This window comes from Bacillus sp. 2D03 (assembly GCF_003946765.1).
Classification (GTDB): Bacteria; Bacillota; Bacilli; order Bacillales; family Bacillaceae_G; genus Bacillus_A; species Bacillus_A cereus.
In genome coordinates, this window is record NZ_RPSJ01000008.1 from 168565 (window position 1) to 193774 (window position 25210).

Sequence of the window (25210 nt, forward strand, 5' to 3'; positions counted from 1 at the left end):
CTCTTTTAGTTAACTTGGATTAACTTTTCAATTTTCTTTTTAAATGGTTGCACAACATTTTGACCAATACGTTCAATTTCATGCTCACTAATCTGAGAAGTAATAAGAAAATAATTTGCCCCTATTTCCCAAAAATCAGTTAACGTCGAGATAACTTCCTCATAGCTACCAACAATAGAAATTGAATTAGATGGGTTAACTAAACTTAGACCTCCCCAAAGATGATCATCTATCCACATACTATCTTTTGTAATTAAATCTTTGTATCGGCGAAGTCCAACAGAATCTGCATTATCTAAAAATAGCTTAGTCATCCGCTTTAAGGCTGCTGGTGTTCTCTCAAGTAATTCATATGCTTCTTTATATGCTTCTTCCGAAGTCTCACGAGCAATGATGTCTACTAAAATAGCACCTGGAATTTTCTCGCGCCCATATTGCTTAGCGTAATTATTAACTGTTTGATAGTGTTCTCTAAGACTTTTGCGGTCTGTTGCATAAAGTATATAAGCATCACCATACTCTGCAGCTACTCTCATTGCCTCCTCGGAGGACCCCGCTACAAAGTAGCGGGCACTTCGAGAGAGATCTTCCTTTGGATAAATATCACTATTTTCTACTTGATAAAACTCACCTTTATAGCTAGTTACTCCTCGTCTTAATTGTTGTAACAGCTCAATATATTCTTTTGTCCTAGCATATCGAACATGGTGCGGTTCTGGTAAACCATCACGCGCAAGGACAAGCGAGGCACTTCCAGTTACAATGTTAATATCTGCACGATTACCAATTAAACTATTTAAAGTATTCAATGCTTTTGCTGTTACGGTAGGAAGCATCTGGTTTGTATTTTGCGCAACCAAAATCTTTACAAACTCCGTATTCATTCCAATCATAGACGCTGCTATCATTGGATCAACAGATGTTGGTGCAATGGAAACCAATACCGAGTCAAAGTTATTCTTCTCAGCTCTTTTAGCTTGATTAACATATTCCTCTAGAAGTTCTTTTGTTTGTGGTGTTGGAATAACAGGTAATCCCCAGCAAAACTCAACTTTTGACGGAACTACTTCTTTATTAATCATGTTGTTCCCCTTCCTTTACTACTTTCTACTTTTTAAAGCAGATAATGTATTTTTCATAACCGATTTCGCTTTCAATAACTCTTTTTTATTTGTTAAATTGTTATTTACTTCTTGATTACTTAAATATTTAGCAAGAGATTTAATTGACGTATGCTCATAAAGAACAACTATAGGTAAGTCTCGTTTAAAGGCCTCTTTTAATTTCACATTAATACGAACAAGATCTAAAGAACTCATTCCTAGATCGAAGAAATTATCGTAAATTCCTATTTCTTCGATTCCAAACATATCTTTTAATAATTCGTATAATTGTTGTTCAATTTCATTAGTTGGTGGTCTATACGTTGTGGAAACATCTGAACGATTCTGCTTTAATCTATTCTTACTTCCTTTTTCCAATAGTTCATTATAATAGTTGGCACCATTTAAAAGTTTCCAATGTAAATCTATTGGAGAAACCACGACTTGTTGTTGATTTCTATTGATGATACTACGGAATACTTTTAAACCCTCTTCTACAGTTACACCATCATGTAATACACTTTCCATATCCATATTAAATTGCTTTGCCCATATTTCAGCCGACTTAAGTGACATACCCACCTCTTGCCAATCTGGCCAATTAATAGCTACAGTGAACACTCCATCATGAGCCCGCTTATAAAACGCAAATGCATCTAAAAATTCATTCGCTGCATTATAACCACTCTGACCAAATTTCATATGATACGCCACATTACCAATTGATGAACATAATACGAAGAAATCAATTGGTTCATCTTTTAATAAAGCATCGAGTACTAGTGTACCTTTAATTTTCGGAGCTAAAATTTTATTATTAGACTCTTTTTCACGATTCATCATAATACCTAGATAATCAGCGACACCTGCTGCATGAATTACGCCATTAATAGAACCAAAACGAGATTTAGCCTTATCAATTGCCTGTTTCATATCATCTTGATTGGAAACATCAGAACTTAGGATCATGTATTCTGCACCTTGAGACTCCATTGTCAACAAATCAGAAATAACTCGGCTTACACGCTCGTCTTTATTTTCTAAGTACTGTTCCCATTGATTACGAGGTGGGAACTCTGAGCGGCCAATCAATATAAGTTTGACATTTGGTACTCTATTAGCTAAATCTTTTGCAATTTCAAATCCAATTCCACCAAGTCCACCAGTAATTAAATAAACGCCACCCTCTCGTAATCTATCAATTTCTACATCTTCTTCCTCAAAAGGACTTTGAATAATCGTTTGCGCCCATCGATGACGTCCTCGATAAGCTACAACTATATCAGTAGAATCCACAAAACTCTCCATTAAACCCGCTTCTTCAAACATTTGTTGAGAATCTGTATCCATATCAATGGTACGACATTTTATATTTTGAAACTCAAGATTGCATATTTTTGAAAAGCCTAGAATTGTAGCTTGCTCTGGCTTTAAGTTCAGCTCTGTACCTGTAACTTCAAACATACGGTCAGTAAAAATGTTTAACTGTAATGCTCCCTCATAATTAATTTTCCCAATTGCTTGTGCAATATAAAGTAACGAATAATATCCTTCATCCATTGATCGTTCAATTCTCTCTTGATCGAGAATAACCTCATTAACTGGATTAAAGCTCCAAGCATGTATAATCTTATTTGGTAATAAATCTTTTTGTTCTAATTCTGAAAATAGCATTTCATAATGCATTTTTTGAGATGGACATATCGTATATAAACCGTCGGATTTTTCAGAGAAAATACCACCTGTTTTAACTTCAATTACATCATGACCTTCTCTTTTTAATTTTTCTATCAGTCGATTGAATCGATTTAGATGATCATTGAAAATAAGCCATTTATATTTTTGTTCTTTCTTTATTTGTATAGATTTTAATGTTTTGCGTTCCCAAGAAGGCAAATAAAACCAGTCTTTAATATTAGCCTGTTTATTATGGCCTCTTGTTTCCTGAGTTAAACTCTGAGATTGAGTATTAAAAAATGGATCAGCTTTAAATCGTTTTTTCATGAAAGGATACGTTGGTAAATCTAATAACCTTTTATTCTCACTGTTATTAAAAGTATTCCAATTTATAGTTCCACCTTGCATCCATAACCGTCCCATTTGCTTGCATAAATGCTCGAAGTCATTTGATTTATCCAGAGGATGACGTAACATGTTTAAAGCCAATTGATCTTTACTTCTATTTAAATGTTTTAATACAAAAGTTGATAATGCATTACCTGGGCCAATCTCAAGGCAAATTACATTTTTCAAATGAAAAATTTCAGATAATCCCTTTGAAAATTGAACAGTACTTCGTAGATGCTGTGCCCAATAAGAAGGTGATGTGGCTTGATTTGCTGTAATCATTTCACCTGTAACATTAGATATATAAGGTATTTTAGGACTTGATAGTTTTATATTTCCTACAGCTTGCTCAAATGCATCTAGAACTTCATCCATCATTCGAGAATGGAAAGCATGCGAAGTAAATAGACGCGTTGTCTTTACTCCATTATTTAAAAGTAATTCCTCAATCTTATTGATTGAAAGTACAGTACCAGAAATTACTGAATGTTGAGAGGAATTTACAGCTGCTATATCTACATCATCTGTTATATAGGTTTTTAATTCTTCAACAGATAAATTTACACTTAGCATAGCGCCTTCTGGTACGCTATTCATTAACTTCCCTCTAATCATTACTAAATGTAATGCATCTTCATAAGACATTACTTCTGCTAAACAAGCTGCTACAAACTCACCAATACTATGGCCAAACATGACCCTTGGATAAACTCCCCAATTCATTAGAAGCTTGGCTAATGCATATTCAATAGTGAATAGTAGAGGTTGCGTCATTGAAGTTCTATTTAACTGTTCAGTTGCTTTATCCTCTGTCTCCTTTGTAGGATACAAAATATTTTTCATGTCTATATCTAACCAATTTGAGAGTAAGGCTAAACCTTGATCAACGTGTTCACGAAATACAGGTTCATTTTCATATAAATCTCTACCCATATTGATATACTGTGATCCTTGACCTGAAAAAAGAAAGGCTAAAGGTCTACTCTCCATTGCGTTTGTTTTCTCTAGTCCCGTATCACCAAGTTTTTCTATGGCATCCTCTATTCCATTAGCAACTACAGCAGTTCTGTATGGAAATTCACGACGACCTTTTTGTAATGTATAAGCTGTCTCAGATGGTGATATCTCTGGATTCTCCTTCAAATGCAATAATAGATCGTTAGTAGCTTTATCTAAGGATTCCTCTGTTTTTGCTGAAACAGTTAATAAGTTCCAAGATTGTTTTTCAAAATTCTTAGCATTGTCAGGAACAGACTCTAACACTATATGTGCATTAGTTCCACCCATCCCAAACGAACTAACACCCGCTCTTCTTACTTCTTCTTTCCATGGGATAAGTTCCGTATTTACACGAAACGGATTTTTTCCAAAATCAATGCTAGGGTTTGGGTTATTATAATGAAGGCTCGGCGGAATTTTCTTGTTTTTCAAAGCTAAGACCGTCTTTATAAATCCTCCAACTCCTGCTGCAGCATCTAAATGTCCAATGTTCGTCTTCACTGATCCAATTAAAACTCTACCTGGTTCTTGCTTACCAAAAGCTAACTTCAATGCTTCTACTTCTATAGGATCACCTAGTTGCGTACCAGTACCATGAGTTTCTATATATGAGATTTCTTCAGGCTTAACACCAGCTATTTCATGAGCCGATTTTATAACAGCAGCTTGTCCATCAACCCCTGGCGCTGTAAATCCAGCCTTATTGGACCCATCATTGTTTACTGCAGCTCCTTTAATAACTCCATATATTAAATTCCCATCTCGAAGAGCGTCCTCTAACCTTTTCAGTACTACAATGCCAGCACCATTTCCACCCACTGTTCCTTGAGCATCCTTATCAAAAGCTCGACAATGACCATCTGGTGAGAAAATCATACCATCTTCATATAAATATCCTGTTTTTGTTGGATAAGTTATACTTACTCCCCCGGCCAAGGCTATGTCGCATCGTCCATCGATAAGATCTGCCCATGCGTTTTGAATAGCAACTAAGGAGGTAGAACAAGCAGTTTGTACTGTAATCGCTGGTCCTTTTAGATTTAATTTATAAGCCAATCGAGTAGCAAAGAAATCTTTTTCGTTTAACAACATTGCTTGGAAATCATCTAATGTATTAGAAGATTCACTAGCAATAGAACGAAGCCAGTGGAAATTTGGTGATCCTCCAACATAAACTCCTGTATTCATATGAGAAGAATTAACCTCACCTGCTTGTTCTAGTGCTTCCCATGCGCATTCATGAAGTATACGCAGTTGTGGATCCATCATTTCAGCTTCTTTTAGACTGTAATCAAAAAATTCATTATCAAATGCATCTACATCTTCTAAATACCCTTTAGATTTTATATAATTAGGCTTTTGAATCACTTCTTTTGGTATGCCCATCTCACTAAGCTCTTCATCTGTAAATGTTCGAATGGATTCTATCCCTTGTTCTAAATTTGACCAGAATTGCTTAAGATTAGAAGCGCCTGGCATACGAACCGCCATACCAACCACTGCTACATCATTTTTATTCATAGATAAAAGATTTTCTTTCTTAACTTCTTCAGGTTGGCGGTCCATATCATTATCACTTCTAAAGTAGGAAGCTTGATCATGAACCGTTGGGTATCGGAATAACATAGGCATTGTAAGTTCTTTTTCAAACTTGCTTCGTAAACGAGAGAACAATCGAACCATTTTTAAGGAGTTCCCTCCAACATCAAAGAAATTATCATACAATCCTACTTTTTCTAACCCCAAAACTTCCTTCCAAACATCAGCTACTGTTGTTTCAAGCTCATCTAGCAAATCATTTGGTTGTACTAACTTAGTAGGCTTAGGTAAAGCACGACGATTAACTTTTCCATTCGTAGTTAATGGCATTTCACTTAAAAGCACAAAATACATAGGTATCATATACGAAGGTATTTTGTCAGTAAGATAATAACGTAATTCATTTTGAGATATATCTTGATCAGTTAGTATATAAGCACACAGTTCTTGCTCCTCTCCAAAAGCAATAGATAAAACTACCGCTTCCTTCACATCCGCATGCTGTTGTAAATGATGTTCTATTTCTCCTGTTTCGATTCGATAACCACGTATCTTCACTTGATGATCACTACGACCTATATACTCCATCTCACCATTTTCAAGAATACGAACTAAATCTCCTGATCTATATAATCTTTCACTTGGATTATAAGGATTCTGTATAAAACGTTCACTGTTTAGTTCAGGACGCTTTAGATATCCCCGCGCAACTCCATGTCCTCCAACATAAAGTTCCCCTTGCATTCCCTTAGGTGTAGGATTCATATGTTTGTCAAATACATAGCACGAATACGTAGGAAGAGGCACGCCTATAGCACTAAGATTACTGTGCATTTCTTTTTCTCCAATTTCCTTATAAGTAACATGTACTGTCGTCTCAGTTATTCCATACATATTTACTATGACCGTATTAGGTGAACGCTTAAACCAACTTTGCAGTAAACCTGGCTTCAACATTTCTCCTCCAAATGTAATTAACCTAATTTTAAAAGCAAGTTTAGGCATCTCTTCAACTACTTGTTGAAAAACATAGAATGCAGATGGAGTTTGATTCAATACCGTTACTCCCTCATCTGCAATCAACTGAGCAAGTTTATACGTATCACGGATTGTTTCTTTTGTTGCAAGGACAAGACGTCCACCATAAGTAAGTGATCCAAATATCTCCCAAACTGACATATCAAAACAGAAAGAATGAAATAGTAACCACACATCATTACTAGAGAATTTAAAACTATTTGGTTGATGCATGACAAGTTGTATTACATTACGATGTTCAATCATAACCCCTTTAGGACGTCCTGTTGTTCCAGAAGTATAAATGACATATGCTAAATTATTTGGAGCAACATCTACTCTCTCGAAATCTTGCATCGGTGTCTTATTAAGTTCTTCAATAAAAAGTATTGTGCTATCAAATTTAACTTTATCCTCAAATAAATTTGAGGTTATTATTACATTTGAACCACTATCTTGAAGAATAAAATCAATTCGTTCCTGCGGATAATCAGGATCGATTGGAACATAAGCCCCACCTGCTTTTAAAATACCAAGTAGAGAGATAATCATATTAAATGAGTAATCCAACATTACAGCTACTGGAGAATCTAAAGTTACACCTTCTTTTAGAAGAGCAAATGCCACTTTATCCGCACGCTCATTCAATTCTCCATAAGTCATCTCACTATTCTCAAATGTAAGTGCCACTCTCTCAGGATGCTTTTCAGCTTGCATCTCAATTAATTGATGAAGTGTTGTGTGTGGGAATGTAGCACTTTGATTTTGACCACCTTGAAGCAAAAACTTTTCTTCTGCCTCATCTAACATCTTAAGAGTTTGTATTGGTTGTCCTTCATCTAAAAGCATTGAATCTAATAGTTGTATAAAATGGTTAGTTATACTGGTAATAATGGATTCATCAAATAGATCTTCAGGCCACATCATTGCAAGTTTAATAGAATCGAAACACTCTATTGAGACGGTTAAATCATAGTTGGTCATTTCATTTACTTCATAACCTGAAATTCTTACACTTTCATCAATTTCTTTCAGCTGTTCTATATCAAGAGGATAATTCTCAACTACCATAATAGTGTCAAATGACACGTTTAAATCAACAATTGGAGTCGTTTCATATTCAGTTCTTCTTTGGACATCACTTTGAATTCTTTGTAAAAGATCTGAAACAGTCATTCTCCCATCAGCACTTACACGAAGTGGTGGTGTATTTATAAATAAACCTACCATTTCACTCAGACCGTGCATTGGAATTGAACGCCCGGATACTGTTGTACCGAATATTACGTCCTCTGAATTTTTGTACCTTTGTAATAATAGACCCCAGGCTGTATAGAATAATGTAGCCAATGTTACACCTTGATTACTTGCAAAACTTCGAAATCTATCACTTTGCTCTTTATCTATCTCTTTTACATATGTTTTTGCTTTTTTTAGTTGATTAGAATTTTTATTGGATAAATTTATTTGTTCAGTTAATTCATTTAAATATTGTTCCCAAAAAAGCTTTTGTTTTGATTTATCTTGTTTTTGTTGCCATAGTATATATTCTTTAAATTTCTTTTTATTTATAGATGATGGTACATCTCCCTTTATTAACTCTCGATATACCTTAATAAACTCTTGTAAAATAATACTATTACTCCAACCATCAAACAAAATATGATGATGACGTAAAACCATTTCATATTCGCCTTCGTTCAAATGGCACAGTTCGATAGAAAAGGGAACTGTTTGTAAATCAAAGCTTTCTGTATCATTAGATACTTTGCCATCACTATAAATAATGTTCGGAGTATGCTCTTTTAGTATAAGTTGTACAGGTTGTTTAACTTTTTCCCATCGAAAAATTGTACGCAGCATTTCATTTTCCCGCGTTACATAATTCCACGCCTCTTCAAACTTTGGAATATTAATTTTTCCAGTTAAGCAAAGTCGAAGTTCTTCATGATATAGCTTTCCTTCGGGTTCTTTCAAATAATGATAAAGAATACCTTCCTGCACTGGTGTAAGGGCGATTACATCTTCAATATCTTCTTTATGAATCTTTACTGCTTTCCTCATTAACAGAACCTCCTACAAGTGTGGTATGGTGTGAATATTTATCGGAACCTAATAAGGCAAGTGCTTTTCTATCTATCTTTCCGCTATCCGTTAATGGCATTTCATTTACACGTACAAAACGGTTAGGTATCATATAATCTGGTAAAAATAAGCGAAGATATTTTTTTAACCTTTCTAACTCAATATCATTTTCTGACTCATAGAAAGCTATTAACTTAACTACCATCTCTGATTCTTGTCTTACAATTACCGCACATTGTAAAACTCCTTCACAAGACATTAAACACGATTCTATTTCCCCTAACTCAATACGAAGCCCATTAACTTTAACTTGAAAATCAATTCTTCCATGAAACTCAATATTCCCATCCGATCTTATTAAAGCTAAGTCACCAGTTTTATATATACGGGTATCAAGGGAATATTGTACAAACTTTTCTGCCGTTAATTGCGGCCTATTTACATATCCACGTGCTAATCCTATACCTGAGATACATAATTCTCCTATATGGCCTTCCGGAAGTTTATTACCATATTTATCAACAACAAACATCTCAATATTCCTAATTGGTCGCCCTATTGGAACGCTCCCTTCTGTAATCTCATGTGTCGGACAATCATAAGCAGTCACATCAATGGTTGCTTCAGTAGGTCCGTACAGATTAGTGAGAAGTGTACCATTAGAGAAATTTAGTAGCTTGTTAAAACGGTTTACATGTTGAGACAGTAATGCCTCACCACTAACAAATACTTGTTTCAACGATTTTATTCGGTTAGTTTCACCTGTCACATCAAGATAATGTAAAAATGCACTTAACATAGATGGTACAAAATGCATAATTGTCACGTCATTACTTTCAGTTGTCTCAATAATGGCCTGTGGAAACTTCTCCATCCCTGGCGCAAGAATACATACTCTGGCTCCAACTATGGCCCACCAGAACATCTCCCATACGGATACATCAAATGTATAAGGGGTCTTTTGTAATATAGTATCCTTTGAACTAATTGGATAAGCCTCTTGCATCCACTCAATTCGATTTATTAAGGCTAAATGCTCAATCATAACACCCTTAGGTTTCCCGGTTGAACCGGAAGTGTATATTACATACACAAGATCAGAGGGTTTGTTAATACACTCTAGATTTTCACTCTTTCCTTCATAGGAAATCGAATCTAAAGCCAACATATCAGCTTTCAAACTATCTTGAAAACGATGTAGGATTTGCTTTTGCGTCAGTATTAATTTAGCACCGCTATCTTCTATAATGAATTGTAATCGTGATGATGGATGATTCGGGGAAAGCGGCAGATATGCTCCGCCCGCTTTTAATATCCCGAAAATTCCGACAACCATTTCGATAGATCGCTCTACCATAATACCTACAACTGTATCTGGTCCAACTCCACCTTCACGTAAAAGACGAGCCAATTGGTTACTTTTTTCATTTAATTCCTTATAGGTTAATGTTTCCTTTTTAAAAATAACAGCAACCTCATCTGGCGTACGGACTACTTGTTCTTCAAACAGCTTCTGTATACATGTACTCATCCGGGTTGTATCACTCCTTTAGTTACAGGTATTTTTTCAATGGCGCGTTTTGCTTTTTTAGCAAATCCCTTACCAAGTAATAGCTGATGAATCTGATTACTCCCCTCAACGATCTCCATTGTTTTAGAATCTCTAAAACACCTTGATATTGAATAATTATCATTACAACCAAGTGCTCCCATAATCTGTACAGCATTCGTAGAATGCCTTGTACCTGAGCGCGATGCAAAATATTTTGCAATCATAATCTTTTCAGTAGCATCAGCTCGATGTTCATTTTTGGCCTTACAAGCTTCTAAACTAAGGAGTATAGAAGCTTCTAAATCTACTCCCATATCCGTAACCATATGTGAAATCATGCCATGATCAATTAGAGAGTTACCAAATGCACTTCTATGTAATACATGATTCCCACAGATTTCTAAACAAGTACGTAATACACCAAGAGCAGCAAAGGCAATTGAAATACGCCCAAATTCTAAAGCATACGGTGCAAGGTAAGTAAAAGCAAATCCTGGTCTACCAATGATATTTTCTAAAGGTATTCCTACATTATTGAATTCAATTTCTGCCAAATATGCAGCTTTAAATCCAAGCATATCTCTTATATGAGTAACATTTACACCCGCACTATCTTTTGGTACTAAACAGGCAACTGGTTGTTCACCATTTAGTTTTCCAAATACCAAAAACACATCAGCAGCTGCACCAAAAGTGATCCACTTCTTCACTCCATTAAGTATTAATTTATCCCCGTGTTGATCGAAGTTCGTTTTAATCATATTTAAATCTGATCCTGCTCCAGGTTCAGTAAGGGCTAATGCAGCTATTTGATTACCAGATGCAAGTAATGGTAACCACTGATTTTTTTGATTTTCTGTTCCCCATTTTAAAATCGTTTCTGTTACCATCGTATGGACATTAAATAATCCCGAAAGAGAGACACTACCTCTTGCTATTGCTTCAGTAAATAACCCATACGTTACATAATCCCATTCTAATCCACCATACTCTGCTGGAATTGTTCCACCTAAATAACCATTTTTAGCACAAGTCTTTATTATGTCTGATGGAATGCCCTGTTCAATCTCCCAACTATTAGCGTAAGGTTCTATATTTTCATAAACAAAATCCAAAAAATTCTGATACATTTTATATTGAGATGGCTCTAAGTATTGTTTCATGTCCATTACCGAACCATTTGCTTATTTCTTATAAAATTACCAATAGAATTTACAGATTTATAGTTATCCATATCTAAGTCATCCATAGTTACCTTTATGGCAAATTCTTTTTCAAGAAAAGTCATCAATTGGATTGCAAATAAAGAATTAACTAATCCTTCTTCAAAAATCTCAGTATCATCATTAAATTCAATACCTACATGATCTTGAATATACATATGAATAATTTGTTCTAAATTTTTATCTTGCATTTTATACACCCCTATTTGTATTTTTTAATTTTAATAAGCGTAAAAACCTTTACCACTCTTTCTACCACATTCACCTGCATCCACCATCTTTTTAAGTAATGGACAACATCTAAACTTTGGATCTTGATATTCCTCATAAAGTACATTCAAAGAATGTAATACTGTATCTAACCCAATTAAATCTGCTGTTTCTAATGGACCCATTGTATGTCCAAAGCATTTTTTAAATATATCATCTACCTGTTTAGGCGTTGCTACACCATCCATTACAACCCAAGCCGATTCATTCATGAATAAGTGGGAGATACGGTTAGAAACAAACCCAGTCTGATCATTAACCACAATTGCATCTTTATCTAATTGTTTGAGGAAAGATTGAGCTTTTTCGACCGTTTCATCTGAAGTTAAATACCCTCTAATAACTTCTATAGATGGTTTCATATATACCGGATTCATAAAATGCATTCCTATTATTTTATCTGGACGCTTTGTTACTCCTCCTACTTTTGTTATTGAGATACAAGACGTATTGACTCCAAAAATTGTATCCTTTTTACATATCTCATCTAATCTTCTATAGATCGGCTCTTTAATTTGCCAGTTTTCTGGAACATTTTCTACTATATAATCACATTCAGCCACTTCATCAAGATTAGTAGAGCTACTTATTAACGAAAGTACTTCTTCCTTATGCATTCTAGGAAATGCTTTATTAATTAGAGGAGCAAAGCGAACTGTCTCTAATATTTTCTCTTCCGCTATTTCTAACTGCTCTTCTGTAACATCAATTAATACCGTTTCTAGACCATGCAGCACTAAATCTACTGCCATGCCGATCCCCATTGTTCCAGCACCTACAATACCAATTTTCTTGAACATTTATCCATCATCGCTCCCTTAATATATTTATAATTTATATCTAAAAACTTTTACATTGAAGAACTCTTTTCAGGTAACGTTTTTGTTCTCTCTCTTTAATCTGTTTTTCAGTAAGTGCTGTTTTCATCATTTGGATTGCTTCTTCTACATCACTTTTCTCCACTGAATACCCCGAATTAATTTTTTCTTCCAATTGACTTTGGACCTTTTGAAATGGGAGTACTACCTTTTTCTGATAATCACTTAAATCTGTATTATAATTTTTTGTACTTACAACTACAGTTAAACACCCTGATATAACTTCTTCATAATCAGATTCTTGTAATGTAAAAGAATTTTTTGTATTTAGGATATCTTTCTCCCTTTCATAATTAAATGTCGATATAGCAGGGTTAATAGCTTGCAGAAGATACTTCAAGACTTCCTTTGGTCCCATTTCAATAGCTTTAATAGACCCTTGATTCATTAGATAGTGAATCATGTCCAACCATTTCACAGGCTTTATTAATTGTAAGTAAAGGTTTTCTCTTATATTTTCTACACCTTTATACATTGAACTATCATGATTCGCTATGACAGGTACTAATGGCTGTTTCATATCTATATTTTCTAGTACACTCTTATATTTTTCAGCAGCAGGTTGCATCATAGGAGAATGAAATGGCCCACTTAATTTAAGGGGGATTGCAATTCCCCCATGCCCTACTACCATTTCACAAGCTAACTGAACCGCAGAGTTTGTACCAGAAATTGATGTTTTATTTGGAGTGTCATAAGCCGATATATATACTTCCTGTCCCTTGGTTAACAATTCTGAACAAATACCTTCAACAATTTCTGGAGCAAGATTGTTAACCCATGCCATAGTTCCATCTATAGTCAATGCATAGCTACTCAAAATCGTACTACGTTCTTGTACTAATTTTAAGGTATCTGAAAATGCAATTGCTCCAGAAGCACATAGAGCTGTATATTCTCCCAAAGAATATCCAATCATTGCCTCTGGTTTATTGCCTATTTCCTGTTCAAAAACTCGAAAAGCTGCCATGCTAGTTGTTACTAAAGCAGTTTGTGAATTTTGTAACTTTTCAAGGTCAGCTTTGTATATCTTCTCCATACAAAGGGAAGCCATGTCTATTTTTAGAGTGTCACTTGCTTCTTCAAATATCTCACGTGCTACAGGGAAGTTTTCATAAAGGTACTTACCCATTCCAGAATAATGGGATCCTACGCCAGGAAACATAAATACAATATTCATCTTTTTATCTCCCTTTTTTTCATCTTAAGCTATCTTCAACTCTATCTAATAAAGCTCGTCCCTCTTCAGTTTTTCTTAAATTCACTAAATCAACTACATAGCGAATATCTGATACATCATTCCATCCTAAATCCAGTGCAAGATTCATATGCTTTAACGAAAGATCGATTCTATCAATTAATGAATAACCACATGAAAGTAAAAAGTGATGCCATGCATTTAAATCTCCTACAGTCCGAGCTTTTTGTACAAACTCACTAGCTTTATTAAAATCTGAATAGTATCTTAGTTGATGGTATGCGGTAAAAACGAAATTATCTAATTCGTTATAAGGAAACACATAAGCTGTATAGGTTTGAAGATTTGTGAATCCAACTTTTCCCGCTAGTTTAATAGATGGAATACGAAAATCCTCTGTCTTCCAATGTGGTGTTCTTCCTTGTTTTAAACAGTGATCCAAGAATGCTCTTGCAGCCAACCAAGCATACCCTTTACCTCGCTGGAATAAATCATAAGTGTTAATTCCAATTTCCACATCAGTATCTGTCGCAAAAACCGATAAGCAACTAGTTACAACTTGTTCATGTACCATTACTACATAACCAAATCCATTTCGAATGAAATCCTGAGTTGACTCCCAAAAATCAACAATATCATCCCGTACCATTGCGAACTTTTTATCTGATAACATGTCGATTGTAATACGTTCCACCGTTACCTCATCAGGCATATTAGGTTTAGATAACTTATTATAAGACTCCTGATCAAAAGTAAATGTTACTCGAGTGTAAGGTTTAGGAATAAACATTTGCAATTGTTCCTCGACAACCTGTTTCCATTTTGATTCGGGTAATAATTCAACCTGAAAAAAGTCATCCCCTATCTGCTGAGCCTCAGGTGCAATTACTTCTTTAATAAAAGTTGGTAGACTTGAAACAAAATTACTTGTAGGATCACCTAATAAATAAAAAATTTCTTGTTCTGCCCATACAAGTGCACATCTAGGGTTATTAGGATTATCCACATAAATATGTCCCTTATTGTAACCATGAGCTATACCATTAAGTATTGGATGGTTCTTATAATCAACGAGAAGTGGTGATATTTGTTTGAATTCATCCTTTTCTTTTACCAATTCATAAATCATATTCTTAAAAGTCCTCCCTTTTGAGAACAAGTGTGAAGTGCATGCTGCGCAATAATTGGCTGAAGTACCTGCGAGGTACCTTCAATAATTTCTAAAACCTTTGCTTCCCTAAATAAACGCTCAACAGGATATTCTCTTGAAAACCCGTTTCCACCAAACACTTGGACAGCGTCTGTGGCTACCTTCATAGCCATCTTTGAGGCAAAATATTTTGCAATGGTTGTTTCAATTACAGCATCAGTATGTCTATCCTGACGCTTTTTCCCAGCCTCTTGGCATAACGAACGAGCTGCTTTTATATTTACACTTGCTTCTGCTAAAATTGTTTGAATTGCTTCATATTCACATATATATCTATTTCCTTGTTTTCTTCTTCTTGAATAAGCTACCATTGCTTCTAGTGCTTCTTGAGCAATGGCTACTCCCGCCCAGGCAATACTATATCTACCATGATCAAGAGCTGTGTTAACTACATAACTCCATCCACCCCCAATTGGTCCTAACAAATTTTCAGCTGGTACCTTTACATCTTGCAAATGAATCTCAGCTATATGCGAGGAATTACTTGCTAACAGTTTACTCATTTTATTTGTAGAAACACCCTTCATTGACCGTTCAACAATAAAAGCGCTAACTTTTCCCTCACTAGACGCAAAAACTAAAAAACAATCCGCAATGTCAGCAAAAGAAATCCATTTTTTGTGCCCATTAAGAATAAAATGATCATTAACTTGTTTATAGGAAGTTCCAACAGCTTTTGCATCAGAACCAACCTCTGGCTCAGTTAGGGCAAATGAAAATAATAGGTTCCCCTTTGCCATCTCAGGTAACCATTTTCTCTTTTGCTCTTCAGTCCCCCACCTTTTAATTGACTCCCCTACTAAAGATACATGAACTGTAAGTAATTCACGAACCGAATTACAAGCTTTACCAATGATTTCAGTAAGACGACCATAATCTAAAGAATCAAGAGAAAGCCCACCATATTCTTTTGGTATCGTTGCACCCAATACACCATAACTTGAGATTTCTTGTATCACATCATAGGGAAGCTCTTCATTACTTTCAAACTCACTTGCTCGAGGCCGAAGCTTCTTTTCCGCAAACTCATCAACTACTCCCAGAATCTCTTCTGCATTACTCATACTGTGAAATTCCCATTCTTCTTTTTGTTAATTAGATCAACCATATTATTAATAGTAGAAAAGTTAATAATATCAAGTTCATCATTATCTACTACTATATCAAACTCCGTTTCTATGAAATTTAACATTTGCATAGCAAAGAGCGAATTTACATAACCTTTTTCAAATATGTTGTCATCATTAGCAACAATAGTTTCCTCTGCATTAAAAATAATAAGATTTTTTTTAATGTATTGACGTATTTTTTCATGATTATCCATGTAATTACTCCTTCTGAGACCTGGGAAATCAATTAACCTATATCCCAATTAAAATCAGTCTCTATTTTTATTTTTTCTTTCTCCTGAGTCGCAGATAAAACAAGTTCTTTTTCCTCACTTGTTAACATTTGAATATCTTTTAGACTAACATTAGGATGAGTTGTTATTTCTTCTAATAGAAGGTTAAATCGCCGTCCAAATTCTACTATTGTTGATTTATCAAATAAAGATGTAGCATATTCAAAAGTGAATTCAAATATATCTTTATTTTCTTCAGCAATAAGAGTTAAATCAAACTTACTTGTTAGTGTATCTGTGTTTGTTTCCGTGCTAATTTCTAATCCATCCACAACTGTATGTTTTTCATCAGAATTTTGTAATACAAACATGACATCAAATAAAGCACTTCGGCTTAAGTCTCTAGAAAGATCTAATTTTTCCACTAACTGATCAAATGGATACACCTGATGTTCGAAAGCTTCTAACGTATCGTTTTTCACTTTTTTCAAGTGATTAATAAAAGATTGATCTGGATTTATTTGATAACGTAATGCAATTGTATTTACAAACAGCCCCATAAGAGGTAACAGATCAGCATGCGGCCTACCTGCAACTGGTGATCCTATAATGACATCCTTTTGTTCCCCATGCTTGTACAGAAAAATAGTGAAGGTAGCCATAAGTAACATAAAAGGTGTCGTATCAGTTTCTAGTGCTATTTTTTTTATTTTTCGAGTAATTTCCTTGTTTACTTGGAAATTATATTGTTCACCCTCAAAACTCTTTACAGGTGGTCGACCTCGATCATATGGTAATTCAAGAACTGGTATATCCCCTGAGAATAATTCTTCCCAGTATTTCTCATGGATATCAAATTCTTTAGAAGATAATAATTTTTGTTCCCACACAGCATAATCTTTATATTGCAAACGATTTTCCGGCAATGTTTCCCCAGCATATAGGGCCTTAAAATCATGCATAAAGATACTTAAAGACACGCCATCTGTTATGATGTGATGAAGGTCAATTACAAGTAAATAACTATTATCTTTTAACTCCTTTAGTCCAGCCCGCATTAACGGAACCTTAGAAAGATTAAATGGTTGCAACCATTCTTTATACTCTCCCTTTATCATTTCTAGCTCAAATGTTACCTGTTCTAATACTCTCTGTACTAACTGATCTCCCTGCCACTCAAACTGTGTTCTGAGTATTTCATGGCGTTTAATAAGCTTTTCAAAGACTAATTCTATCCTTTTCCGGTCCACCGTTCCTTTAAGAATAAAACAACTTGGTACATTGTATGTCATCTGTGCCCCATCCATCTCTTGTAATAACATCATTCTTTTTTGAGTCGATGAAACCGGGTATACCTCAGATTCCGGTACTATTTCTATATCTTGCAACCTATTTTCTTTTGAATTTTTAATAAAATGACTTAAAGTGCTTATTGTTGGATACTCAAAAAGATTTGCCAATGATAATTGCACGTTAAATTCTTTCCATATTTTAGCGTTGATTACAGTAGCATGAAGGGAATGACCACCAAGTGCGAAAAAATTATCTTCCACACCAATACAAGGATTACCTATAACTTCTTTCCATATATCAACTAGCTTTCTCTCCATATCATCGAGTGGTTTTACATAATTAGTAGTCTCCATCGATGGAGAAGAATCTATAATTACATTCTTTGTATTACCTTCTATAACAGAAAAAAGAAATATCATTATTTGTTCAGCTAAATTTTGCTCGTATTCTGCAGCATGGTGAATTTTATCTGAAATGTTTACTATTCCTTCTTTAGTTACTGATTTTGTTAAGTGCATTTTTATCAATGATCCACGAATTACTCCCCAATTGGCAGCTGCTGTCTTCATAGATTCAGCGATAGTTTGGAAGTCCGAGTGATAACGCTCACCAAGAAACGAAAGCATTTTTGAAAACTTCACTCGGCCATCTACAACTTGACCTAAATGTGAGAATAACGGAACATCATTAAAGTCTAAATATCCATCTGTCTCTTTATTTAAATCAAACCTACTTATTAGTTTCGTGGCAAAAAGGTGCATTTGTGAAAAAATATGTTTTTCATCTTTTATATGTTTTATCCAATTTGACAAATCGGTTGTAATCGATTGTATGTCTGTGATTTCATCTTCAGTAACTTTTAAAGTACTTACTTTTTGATAACCCTTATGAAAAAGTTCTGTTGAAAGTTGTGCATTTTTAACCATAAAATATGGATCGGTAATAATTAAACAGTCTTCTTCCGGCTCATATCCTACAATAACAAATGAATGAACAATATGATTTTTTAGATAATTCTCATCCCAAGGAAGCCAGTATGCATTCATGGTTACCACCACAGGAAATCCAGAGTATAATTGTTCTAATATAATTTCAAATCCTTCATCGGATGAATCTGTATCAAATATAGTACTTTTTATACCATGATATTTTTCTAAATCACTTACAAAATAACCAGACTCTGTATATAAACCATCCCCTAGATTTCCATTATCGACAGAAGAAAAACCAAAATCCCATAATCTAGCGTACATTAAATAATGTTTACGCTTAAACCAATTAGCTAACGTAGCAATTACATCATCAATACAATTCTGTTCAGAACTTTTACAAGGCTCTACATCATATAAGATTGAAGAAGTATAATTTCCCATTTACTCACCTCTATATTTTTACCAACAGGAAAAACTATTGTAATTTGGTTATTTCTCTATACTAAGTTGACAGAGATATGTATATCTTCTTTAAAAAGCTATCCATTATTATTAACGCATTTCATATAAAGAATCTTATTTCTCGAATCACTTTTTTATTTTAATCATTCTATAATAGGGAGGAGAATTCCCTAACTCATAGTCACCAGAATAAACACTAACATTCTAGAAAGCTAAGAGGGAAAGCTCCTTTAATCCCACAGTATAGCAAGTGTAAATTTAAACTCTTAAAAGTCGTGTTTACAATATGAAGTAATACTAATTATTTTTCTTTTCTGCTATATAAGCAGCTAGTTGTTTAATATTGCGTTTTGTATATGCGACTAAGTCGTCCGTATTAAGATTCTCGTTTTCTAAAGCAAGATCAAGCTCAATAGCTAGTAGAGAATTTCCTCCTAAGTCAAAGAAATCATCCTCTACACCGACAGCTTCAATCTTCAATATACTTTTCCATATTTCAACCAAAAGAGATTCTAACTCATTACTAGGAGACATCATACTCTCCTCCTCATTCTTAGGTAAAGATCTAGGTGAAGGTAAGGAATGTCGATCAACCTTTCCACTTGGTGTTAATGGTATGCTTTCAACTTCAACAAAGAAAGTAGGTATCATATAACTCGGAACTAATTTCGCAAGATGCAATTTCAAATCAGAAATGGATACAAGTGATTTTGCTAGGAAATAAGCTACAAGTTTTTTCTGCCCATCTTCATCTTGAATGTCTACTATCACTGCTTCTTTAATTGCATGATGTGAAGATAAAGCATCTAAAATTTCCCCTGGCTCAATTCGATATCCTCTAATTTTTAATTGTTCATCATTTCTACCGAGGAATTCTATATTCCCATCAGGTAACCAGCGTGAAAGATCTCCTGTCCTGTACATTTTCTCCCCTTTTACAAATGGGTCTGGTAAAAACTTTTCTTCAGTTAATCTCATTTGATTTACATATCCTCTTGCAAGCCCTTCTCCCGCAATATACAGCTCTCCTACCGCGCCAATAGGCTGAAGTCTCTGTTTTTGATTAAGTATATAAAGCCTTACATTCGGAATAGGCTTTCCAATAGGAATAGTATTATAGTTTTCACTTTCTTGAAGTGAAAACGTACTTGCGATAACTGTCGCCTCAGTAGGACCATACATATTTTCTATTTGAGTCGATAGTCGATGCTTTTTAAACTTATTAACCACCTCATGTGTCAAAGCTTCACCCGCAAGTAATATATACTTCACTTTATTTAAAACCTGGCAATTTTCATTATTAAGTGTATTTACGAAAGCTCTAAACATAGACGGTACAAAATTTAATAATTTCACATCATATTTATCTATAGTTCTTAAAATTGCTCTTGGGTTTCGATGTTCCCCATTGTCCATTATTACTAATTTACTACCTACTATGGTCCACCCAAACAACTCTAGAACAGATACATCAAATATATAAGGTGTCTTCAGTAAATACGTATCTGATTCATCCATAGGATATAAATGAGACATTGAAAATAAGAAATTCACAATACTACAATGTTCAATCATGACTCCTTTTGGTCTACCTGTAGAACCGGAGGTGTATAAAATATAAGCTAAGTTATTTGGTTTTCCAGTAACCTCCAGGTTGCTTGTATCACCAACGTACAAATTTTCTTGCTTTAAATCAATAATCTCTCCTACAAATGGAATTTCACCTACGTATTTAGATTCTGTAAGTACAAATTGAGGATTACAATCCTCTAAAATATGTTCCATTCGACGCTTTGGATATTCAGGATCAATTGGTACATATGCAGCTCCAGATTTTAGCGCAGCAAATATAGCTATAATCATTTCTACGGATCTTTCCACAACGATACCAATTTTAGTTTCCTGATCTACACCTTTTTGTCTAAGAATACGAGCAAGCTGGTTTGCTCGATTATTGATATACGAATAACTGTACGGTATATCATTTGAAATAACTGCGATTTCTTCTGGTTTATTTTCAACCTGATCCTCAAAAAATTGATGAACTAATTTACCCTGAGTAAAATCTAATTTTGTATTATTAAGTTCATTTAACATCCTTGTGGATTCACTTTTACTTAAAACATTAACCTCTTCAATTTTCGCTTCAGGATTAGCTACCATCCACTCTAGCGTATTTATAAAATGCATCATAAACCGCTCTATAGTTTGTGGATAATATAGTCCTGTCGCGTATTCCAATTCTAATCGCAGACCCTCTTCTTCCGGAAATACTTCTATACTCATATCTACCTTTGAAGCTTGATGCTTAATTTCGTATGATTTAAATGTAATATCTTTTATTTTTTCTGATGTTCTTCCGATATTCTGCATTACTAACATGACATCAAATACAGGATTTCGATTAGTATGATAAGCCATGTCTAACTTATTTACTAACTCATCAAATGGGTATTCTTGATATTGAAATGCTTCTAGCGCATTTTCTTTTACTTCATTTAAGAATTGAATTATCGTCTTTTCCGCTTTAGGATGATTTCTCATAGGTAGAGTATTTACAAACATACCTATGATAGGCTCAAGGTCATGATGAATTCTTCCTGCAATTGGAGAACCTACTATAATATCTTCCTGTTGCGTATACACATGCAATACTATATTTAGTGACGAAAGAAGTACCATATATAAAGTAGCTTCTCTTTCATCCGCAAAGGATTTTAATTTATTAGAAAGTTCAGGTGTTAGATGGAATACTAATCTATCACCTTCAAAAGTTTGATTTAGCCCACGTGGCTTATCGGTTGGGAACATAAGAATTGGTAACTCACCTTTAAACTTATCTACCCAATACTCTTCAATTTCTTTCAGCCCTTCATCATGTAAACGATTGGTTTGCCAATTGGCATAATCTTTGTATTGTATTTTAATAGGCTCTAAGGCTTTGCCTGAATATAAATCTATAAACTCTTTTTCTAACTTCGCTAAAGATACTCCATCTGCTATTATGTGATGAAGATCAAAAAGTAACAGGTATTGATTGAATTCTAATTTCATTAAACCGACGCGCATAAGTGGAGCCCTATCTAACTGAAAAGGACGAACAAATTCCTGTATTAACTCTTCAATTGTTGATCTATCAGATTTATATAAATGTTCAATTCTAATATCTAAACTATCATGAATAAATTGAACTGGTTCACCTTTAATAAATTGGAATGAAGTTCTTAATGATTCATGACGTTCCACTAATTCTTTGACACATTGTTCTGCCTTTATAAAATCAAACTCACCTTCTATTAACATTGCACCTGGTATATTGTAGGCAGTTCCTATTCCAGCAAAACGGTTTAATATATATAATCTTTTTTGTGAAGAAGAAGCTTGATAAAATTCTCTATCAGGTACGATCTCAATTTGAGAATAATTTTTCTTCCCTTCATATTTCTCTATATACTCCGCTAATAGCATAATTGTAGGCCTTTGAAACATTTCACGTATAGGTACATCTACACCTAAACGTATATATATGTGTGAAACAACAGAAGTAATTTGTAATGAATTACCTCCTAATTCAAAAAAGTTATCATTCACACCTATTTTCTCTATTCCAAGTACTACTTTCCATATCTCAGAGAGCATTTGTTCAATTTCATTACGTGGTTCAATAAATAAAGCTGTGGATTGCTCCCAAACTGGATCTGGAAGAGCTTTCCGATCTATTTTACCGTTTGATGAGATTGGAAACTGCTCAATTGGGATGATGTATGCAGGAATCATATAAAAAGGTAAATACTCTCTAAGGAATTGGCGTACCTCTTCTACTTTAGCTGAAGAATTCATAACAACATATGCACATAAAACCGGAGCATCTTCTCCCTCTTTTTTACGTGTAATTACAATAGCTTCACCAATTTCAGGATATCGTAATAGTTGCTTTTCTATTTCTCCTAATTCAATTCGTAATCCACGAATTTTGACTTGATCATCCATACGGCCTAAATATTCAAGATTTCCATCTGGTAACCAGCGAGCCAAGTCTCCAGTACGATATACCTTGTCATCTATAATAGAAGAACCTGTTTTGGTGATTTGTATAGGAACAAATTTGTCCATAGTTAACTTAGGTTGATTTAAATACCCCCTTGCTAGCCCTTCTCCTGAAATACACAACTCTCCAGGAATTCCAACGGGTTGTAATTGTTGATTATCACCCATAATATAAACTTTTTGATTGGCTAGAGGTCGTCCTATTGGTAATTGATTCATAAATTCTAACTCAGCGTGCTGAACATGATAACATGTAGAATCTACAGTTGTCTCTGTAGGTCCATAAGCATTTGTTAAATTTGGTCGGCAGTTTTCATTAAATAAACCAAGGAACTTCCGTGCTAATATCGGTGGTAATTCCTCTCCAGCAATAATAAAATGTTTAAATGAATATTCTACCTCTTCATCTATAAAATTAGTTAATAATCGAAGATGCATCGGCGTTCCATCAGCAATATTTATTTGCTTTTCTTGATAAAAATTCATTAGCTTCTGCCCATCAGTTCTTGCTTCCTCTGGTACTATAAATAAACTATTTCCTAATAAAAGCGCACCAAACATGTTTTGTACTGAAGCGTCAAACTCAAAAGGTGAAACTAACCCGATTCGCATAGAGGAACTATATTTATCATATATTTCATTTTTTAACCCGAATATTAAATTTACAACACTACGATTTTCAACCATAATTCCTTTAGGATTACCTGTTGTTCCAGAGGTAAAAATAACATATGCCAAATCGTAAGGTGTACTTACTGAAGGGAAACTAACCAATTCTGTTTCAAGTAGTTCATTAAAACTTACCATACTACAATCCTGGATTTCCCTTGTAAAATCTTCACTAATAACTTCTGGTTTTACTATACAAAGTGGAGATTTACATTCTTTTAGCATTGCCTCTATCCTTTTATACGGCAAATATATGTTAATAGGTAAATAAGCAGCCCCACTTTTTAAAATACCTAGCAATGCAATTACTGCATCAATTGATCGATCCATCATAAGGCCAACAATGTGTCCTTTTCCAATTCCTTTTTTATGTAGAGAACTGGCAACCAGATCTACCTTTTCTTTTAATTGATCGTATGTTATTTCTCTTTTGTCATCAGAAACAGCAAGCTTATTTGGATTATGCATGACTTGTTCTTCAAATAACTGTATCACCGTTAAATGATGCGGGTAATCTAACTCAGTTTGATTAAATGTAATTAACTCTCTTACATCATTATCACTAACCCAATCTAACTCTATATGCGGTGTATTCGGTTGTAGTAAACCTTGCTCTAACAAGTCTATAAAATGATGACCAAATCGCATAACAGTAGATGTTTTGTATAGATGCTCATTAAAATACATATCAACTTCTATACACCCATTTACTTGACGGAAAGAGAATATAATCTCAGCATTGCTCTCACTTAAATAATTTAAATCTTGAATTTCCTCTAGCAAAATTGCAGTACGGAACGGATAATTACGCCCCTCTGGAAGGTAGTTACTCAAAACCGGTTGTAAACTTTCCAATGGGAAATTTTGATGTTCTAAAGCATTAACCATTACTGTACTAACATGCTGGAGAATTTGTCTAAATGTCATATGTTCCTCAAGACCATGTCTTAAAACTAACAAAGTATTAATAAGGTTAGTATCACTGTCTTGTTTTAAAACAGGTGTACCAATGCATATATCTTGCAATCTAGTATATTTATTTAACAGCAAGGTAAGTCCAGCAGTAAGAATCATGTGCAACTGAAGATCTGATCCATTTGCTAACTTTAAAATCTTCTCGGACAATTCCTCTTTTAGTTTTATGTTAACATTTGATAAATTCACCTGTTTGTTTGATGTCCGGTAATCATAAGGGAAATGGCAGTCAGCCAGTTCCCCTGATAAGTTTTCTAACCAAAATTCTCTTTCCTTTATTCGTTCATTTGCGGCAATTACTTTATCTTTATTTGCTATTCGTTCAACCATAGTTACTCACTCCTGACAA

At 34.3% G+C, this 25210-nt stretch carries 12 protein-coding genes; all 12 read right to left on the minus strand.

Annotated features, from left to right (window positions below):
- Nucleotides 1-5 precede the first annotated feature (5 nt).
- The 12 genes from EBQ15_RS19160 to EBQ15_RS19215 all read right to left on the minus strand — a co-directional run bounded on the left by EBQ15_RS19160 (nt 6) and on the right by EBQ15_RS19215 (nt 25191).
- Entirely contained in the window at nt 6-1082 is a 1077-nt protein-coding gene (locus tag EBQ15_RS19160) for an LLM class flavin-dependent oxidoreductase (protein WP_000608549.1), read from the minus strand.
- Between the two features lie 18 nt (nt 1083-1100).
- Nucleotides 1101-8789, minus strand: a complete 7689-nt coding sequence (locus EBQ15_RS19165) for a hybrid non-ribosomal peptide synthetase/type I polyketide synthase (protein ID WP_001224104.1) — start codon at nt 8787-8789, stop codon at nt 1101-1103.
- Nucleotides 8764-10341, minus strand: a complete 1578-nt coding sequence (gene zmaJ / locus EBQ15_RS19170) for a zwittermicin A synthase ZmaJ (protein WP_033683428.1) — start codon at nt 10339-10341, stop codon at nt 8764-8766. The genes EBQ15_RS19165 and zmaJ overlap by 26 nt, the downstream gene beginning before the upstream one ends.
- A complete protein-coding gene (locus tag EBQ15_RS19175) occupies nt 10338-11531 on the minus strand; it encodes an acyl-CoA dehydrogenase family protein (RefSeq protein WP_000367335.1) in 1194 nt (397 codons plus the stop codon). The genes zmaJ and EBQ15_RS19175 overlap by 4 nt, the downstream gene beginning before the upstream one ends.
- A complete protein-coding gene (locus EBQ15_RS19180) occupies nt 11531-11776 on the minus strand; it encodes an acyl carrier protein (protein ID WP_001152970.1) in 246 nt (81 codons plus the stop codon). Before EBQ15_RS19180 ends, EBQ15_RS19175 begins: the two co-directional genes overlap by 1 nt.
- 30 nt (nt 11777-11806) lie before the next feature.
- Nucleotides 11807-12655 carry a 3-hydroxyacyl-CoA dehydrogenase family protein gene (locus EBQ15_RS19185; RefSeq protein WP_000473347.1) on the minus strand — a complete coding sequence of 283 codons (849 nt, stop codon included), beginning with the start codon at nt 12653-12655 and terminating at the stop codon, nt 11807-11809.
- A gap of 40 nt (nt 12656-12695) precedes the next feature.
- On the minus strand, nt 12696-13913 hold the full coding sequence (locus tag EBQ15_RS19190; RefSeq protein WP_001028179.1) for an ACP S-malonyltransferase: 1218 nt from the start codon (nt 13911-13913) through the stop codon (nt 12696-12698).
- A 19-nt stretch (nt 13914-13932) separates the two neighbouring features.
- Nucleotides 13933-15060 carry a GNAT family N-acetyltransferase gene (locus EBQ15_RS19195; protein ID WP_000638856.1) on the minus strand — a complete coding sequence of 376 codons (1128 nt, stop codon included), beginning with the start codon at nt 15058-15060 and terminating at the stop codon, nt 13933-13935.
- Nucleotides 15057-16205: an acyl-CoA dehydrogenase family protein gene (locus EBQ15_RS19200; RefSeq protein ID WP_000063353.1), complete on the minus strand. Its 1149-nt coding sequence runs from the start codon at nt 16203-16205 to the stop codon at nt 15057-15059. The genes EBQ15_RS19195 and EBQ15_RS19200 overlap by 4 nt, the downstream gene beginning before the upstream one ends.
- Nucleotides 16202-16465: an acyl carrier protein gene (locus EBQ15_RS19205; protein ID WP_000368639.1), complete on the minus strand. Its 264-nt coding sequence runs from the start codon at nt 16463-16465 to the stop codon at nt 16202-16204. Before EBQ15_RS19205 ends, EBQ15_RS19200 begins: the two co-directional genes overlap by 4 nt.
- A gap of 32 nt (nt 16466-16497) precedes the next feature.
- Nucleotides 16498-19149, minus strand: a complete 2652-nt coding sequence (locus tag EBQ15_RS19210) for a condensation domain-containing protein (RefSeq protein WP_002001164.1) — start codon at nt 19147-19149, stop codon at nt 16498-16500.
- A 318-nt stretch (nt 19150-19467) separates the two neighbouring features.
- On the minus strand, nt 19468-25191 hold the full coding sequence (locus EBQ15_RS19215) for a non-ribosomal peptide synthetase (protein WP_002001163.1): 5724 nt from the start codon (nt 25189-25191) through the stop codon (nt 19468-19470).
- Nucleotides 25192-25210 lie beyond the last annotated feature (19 nt).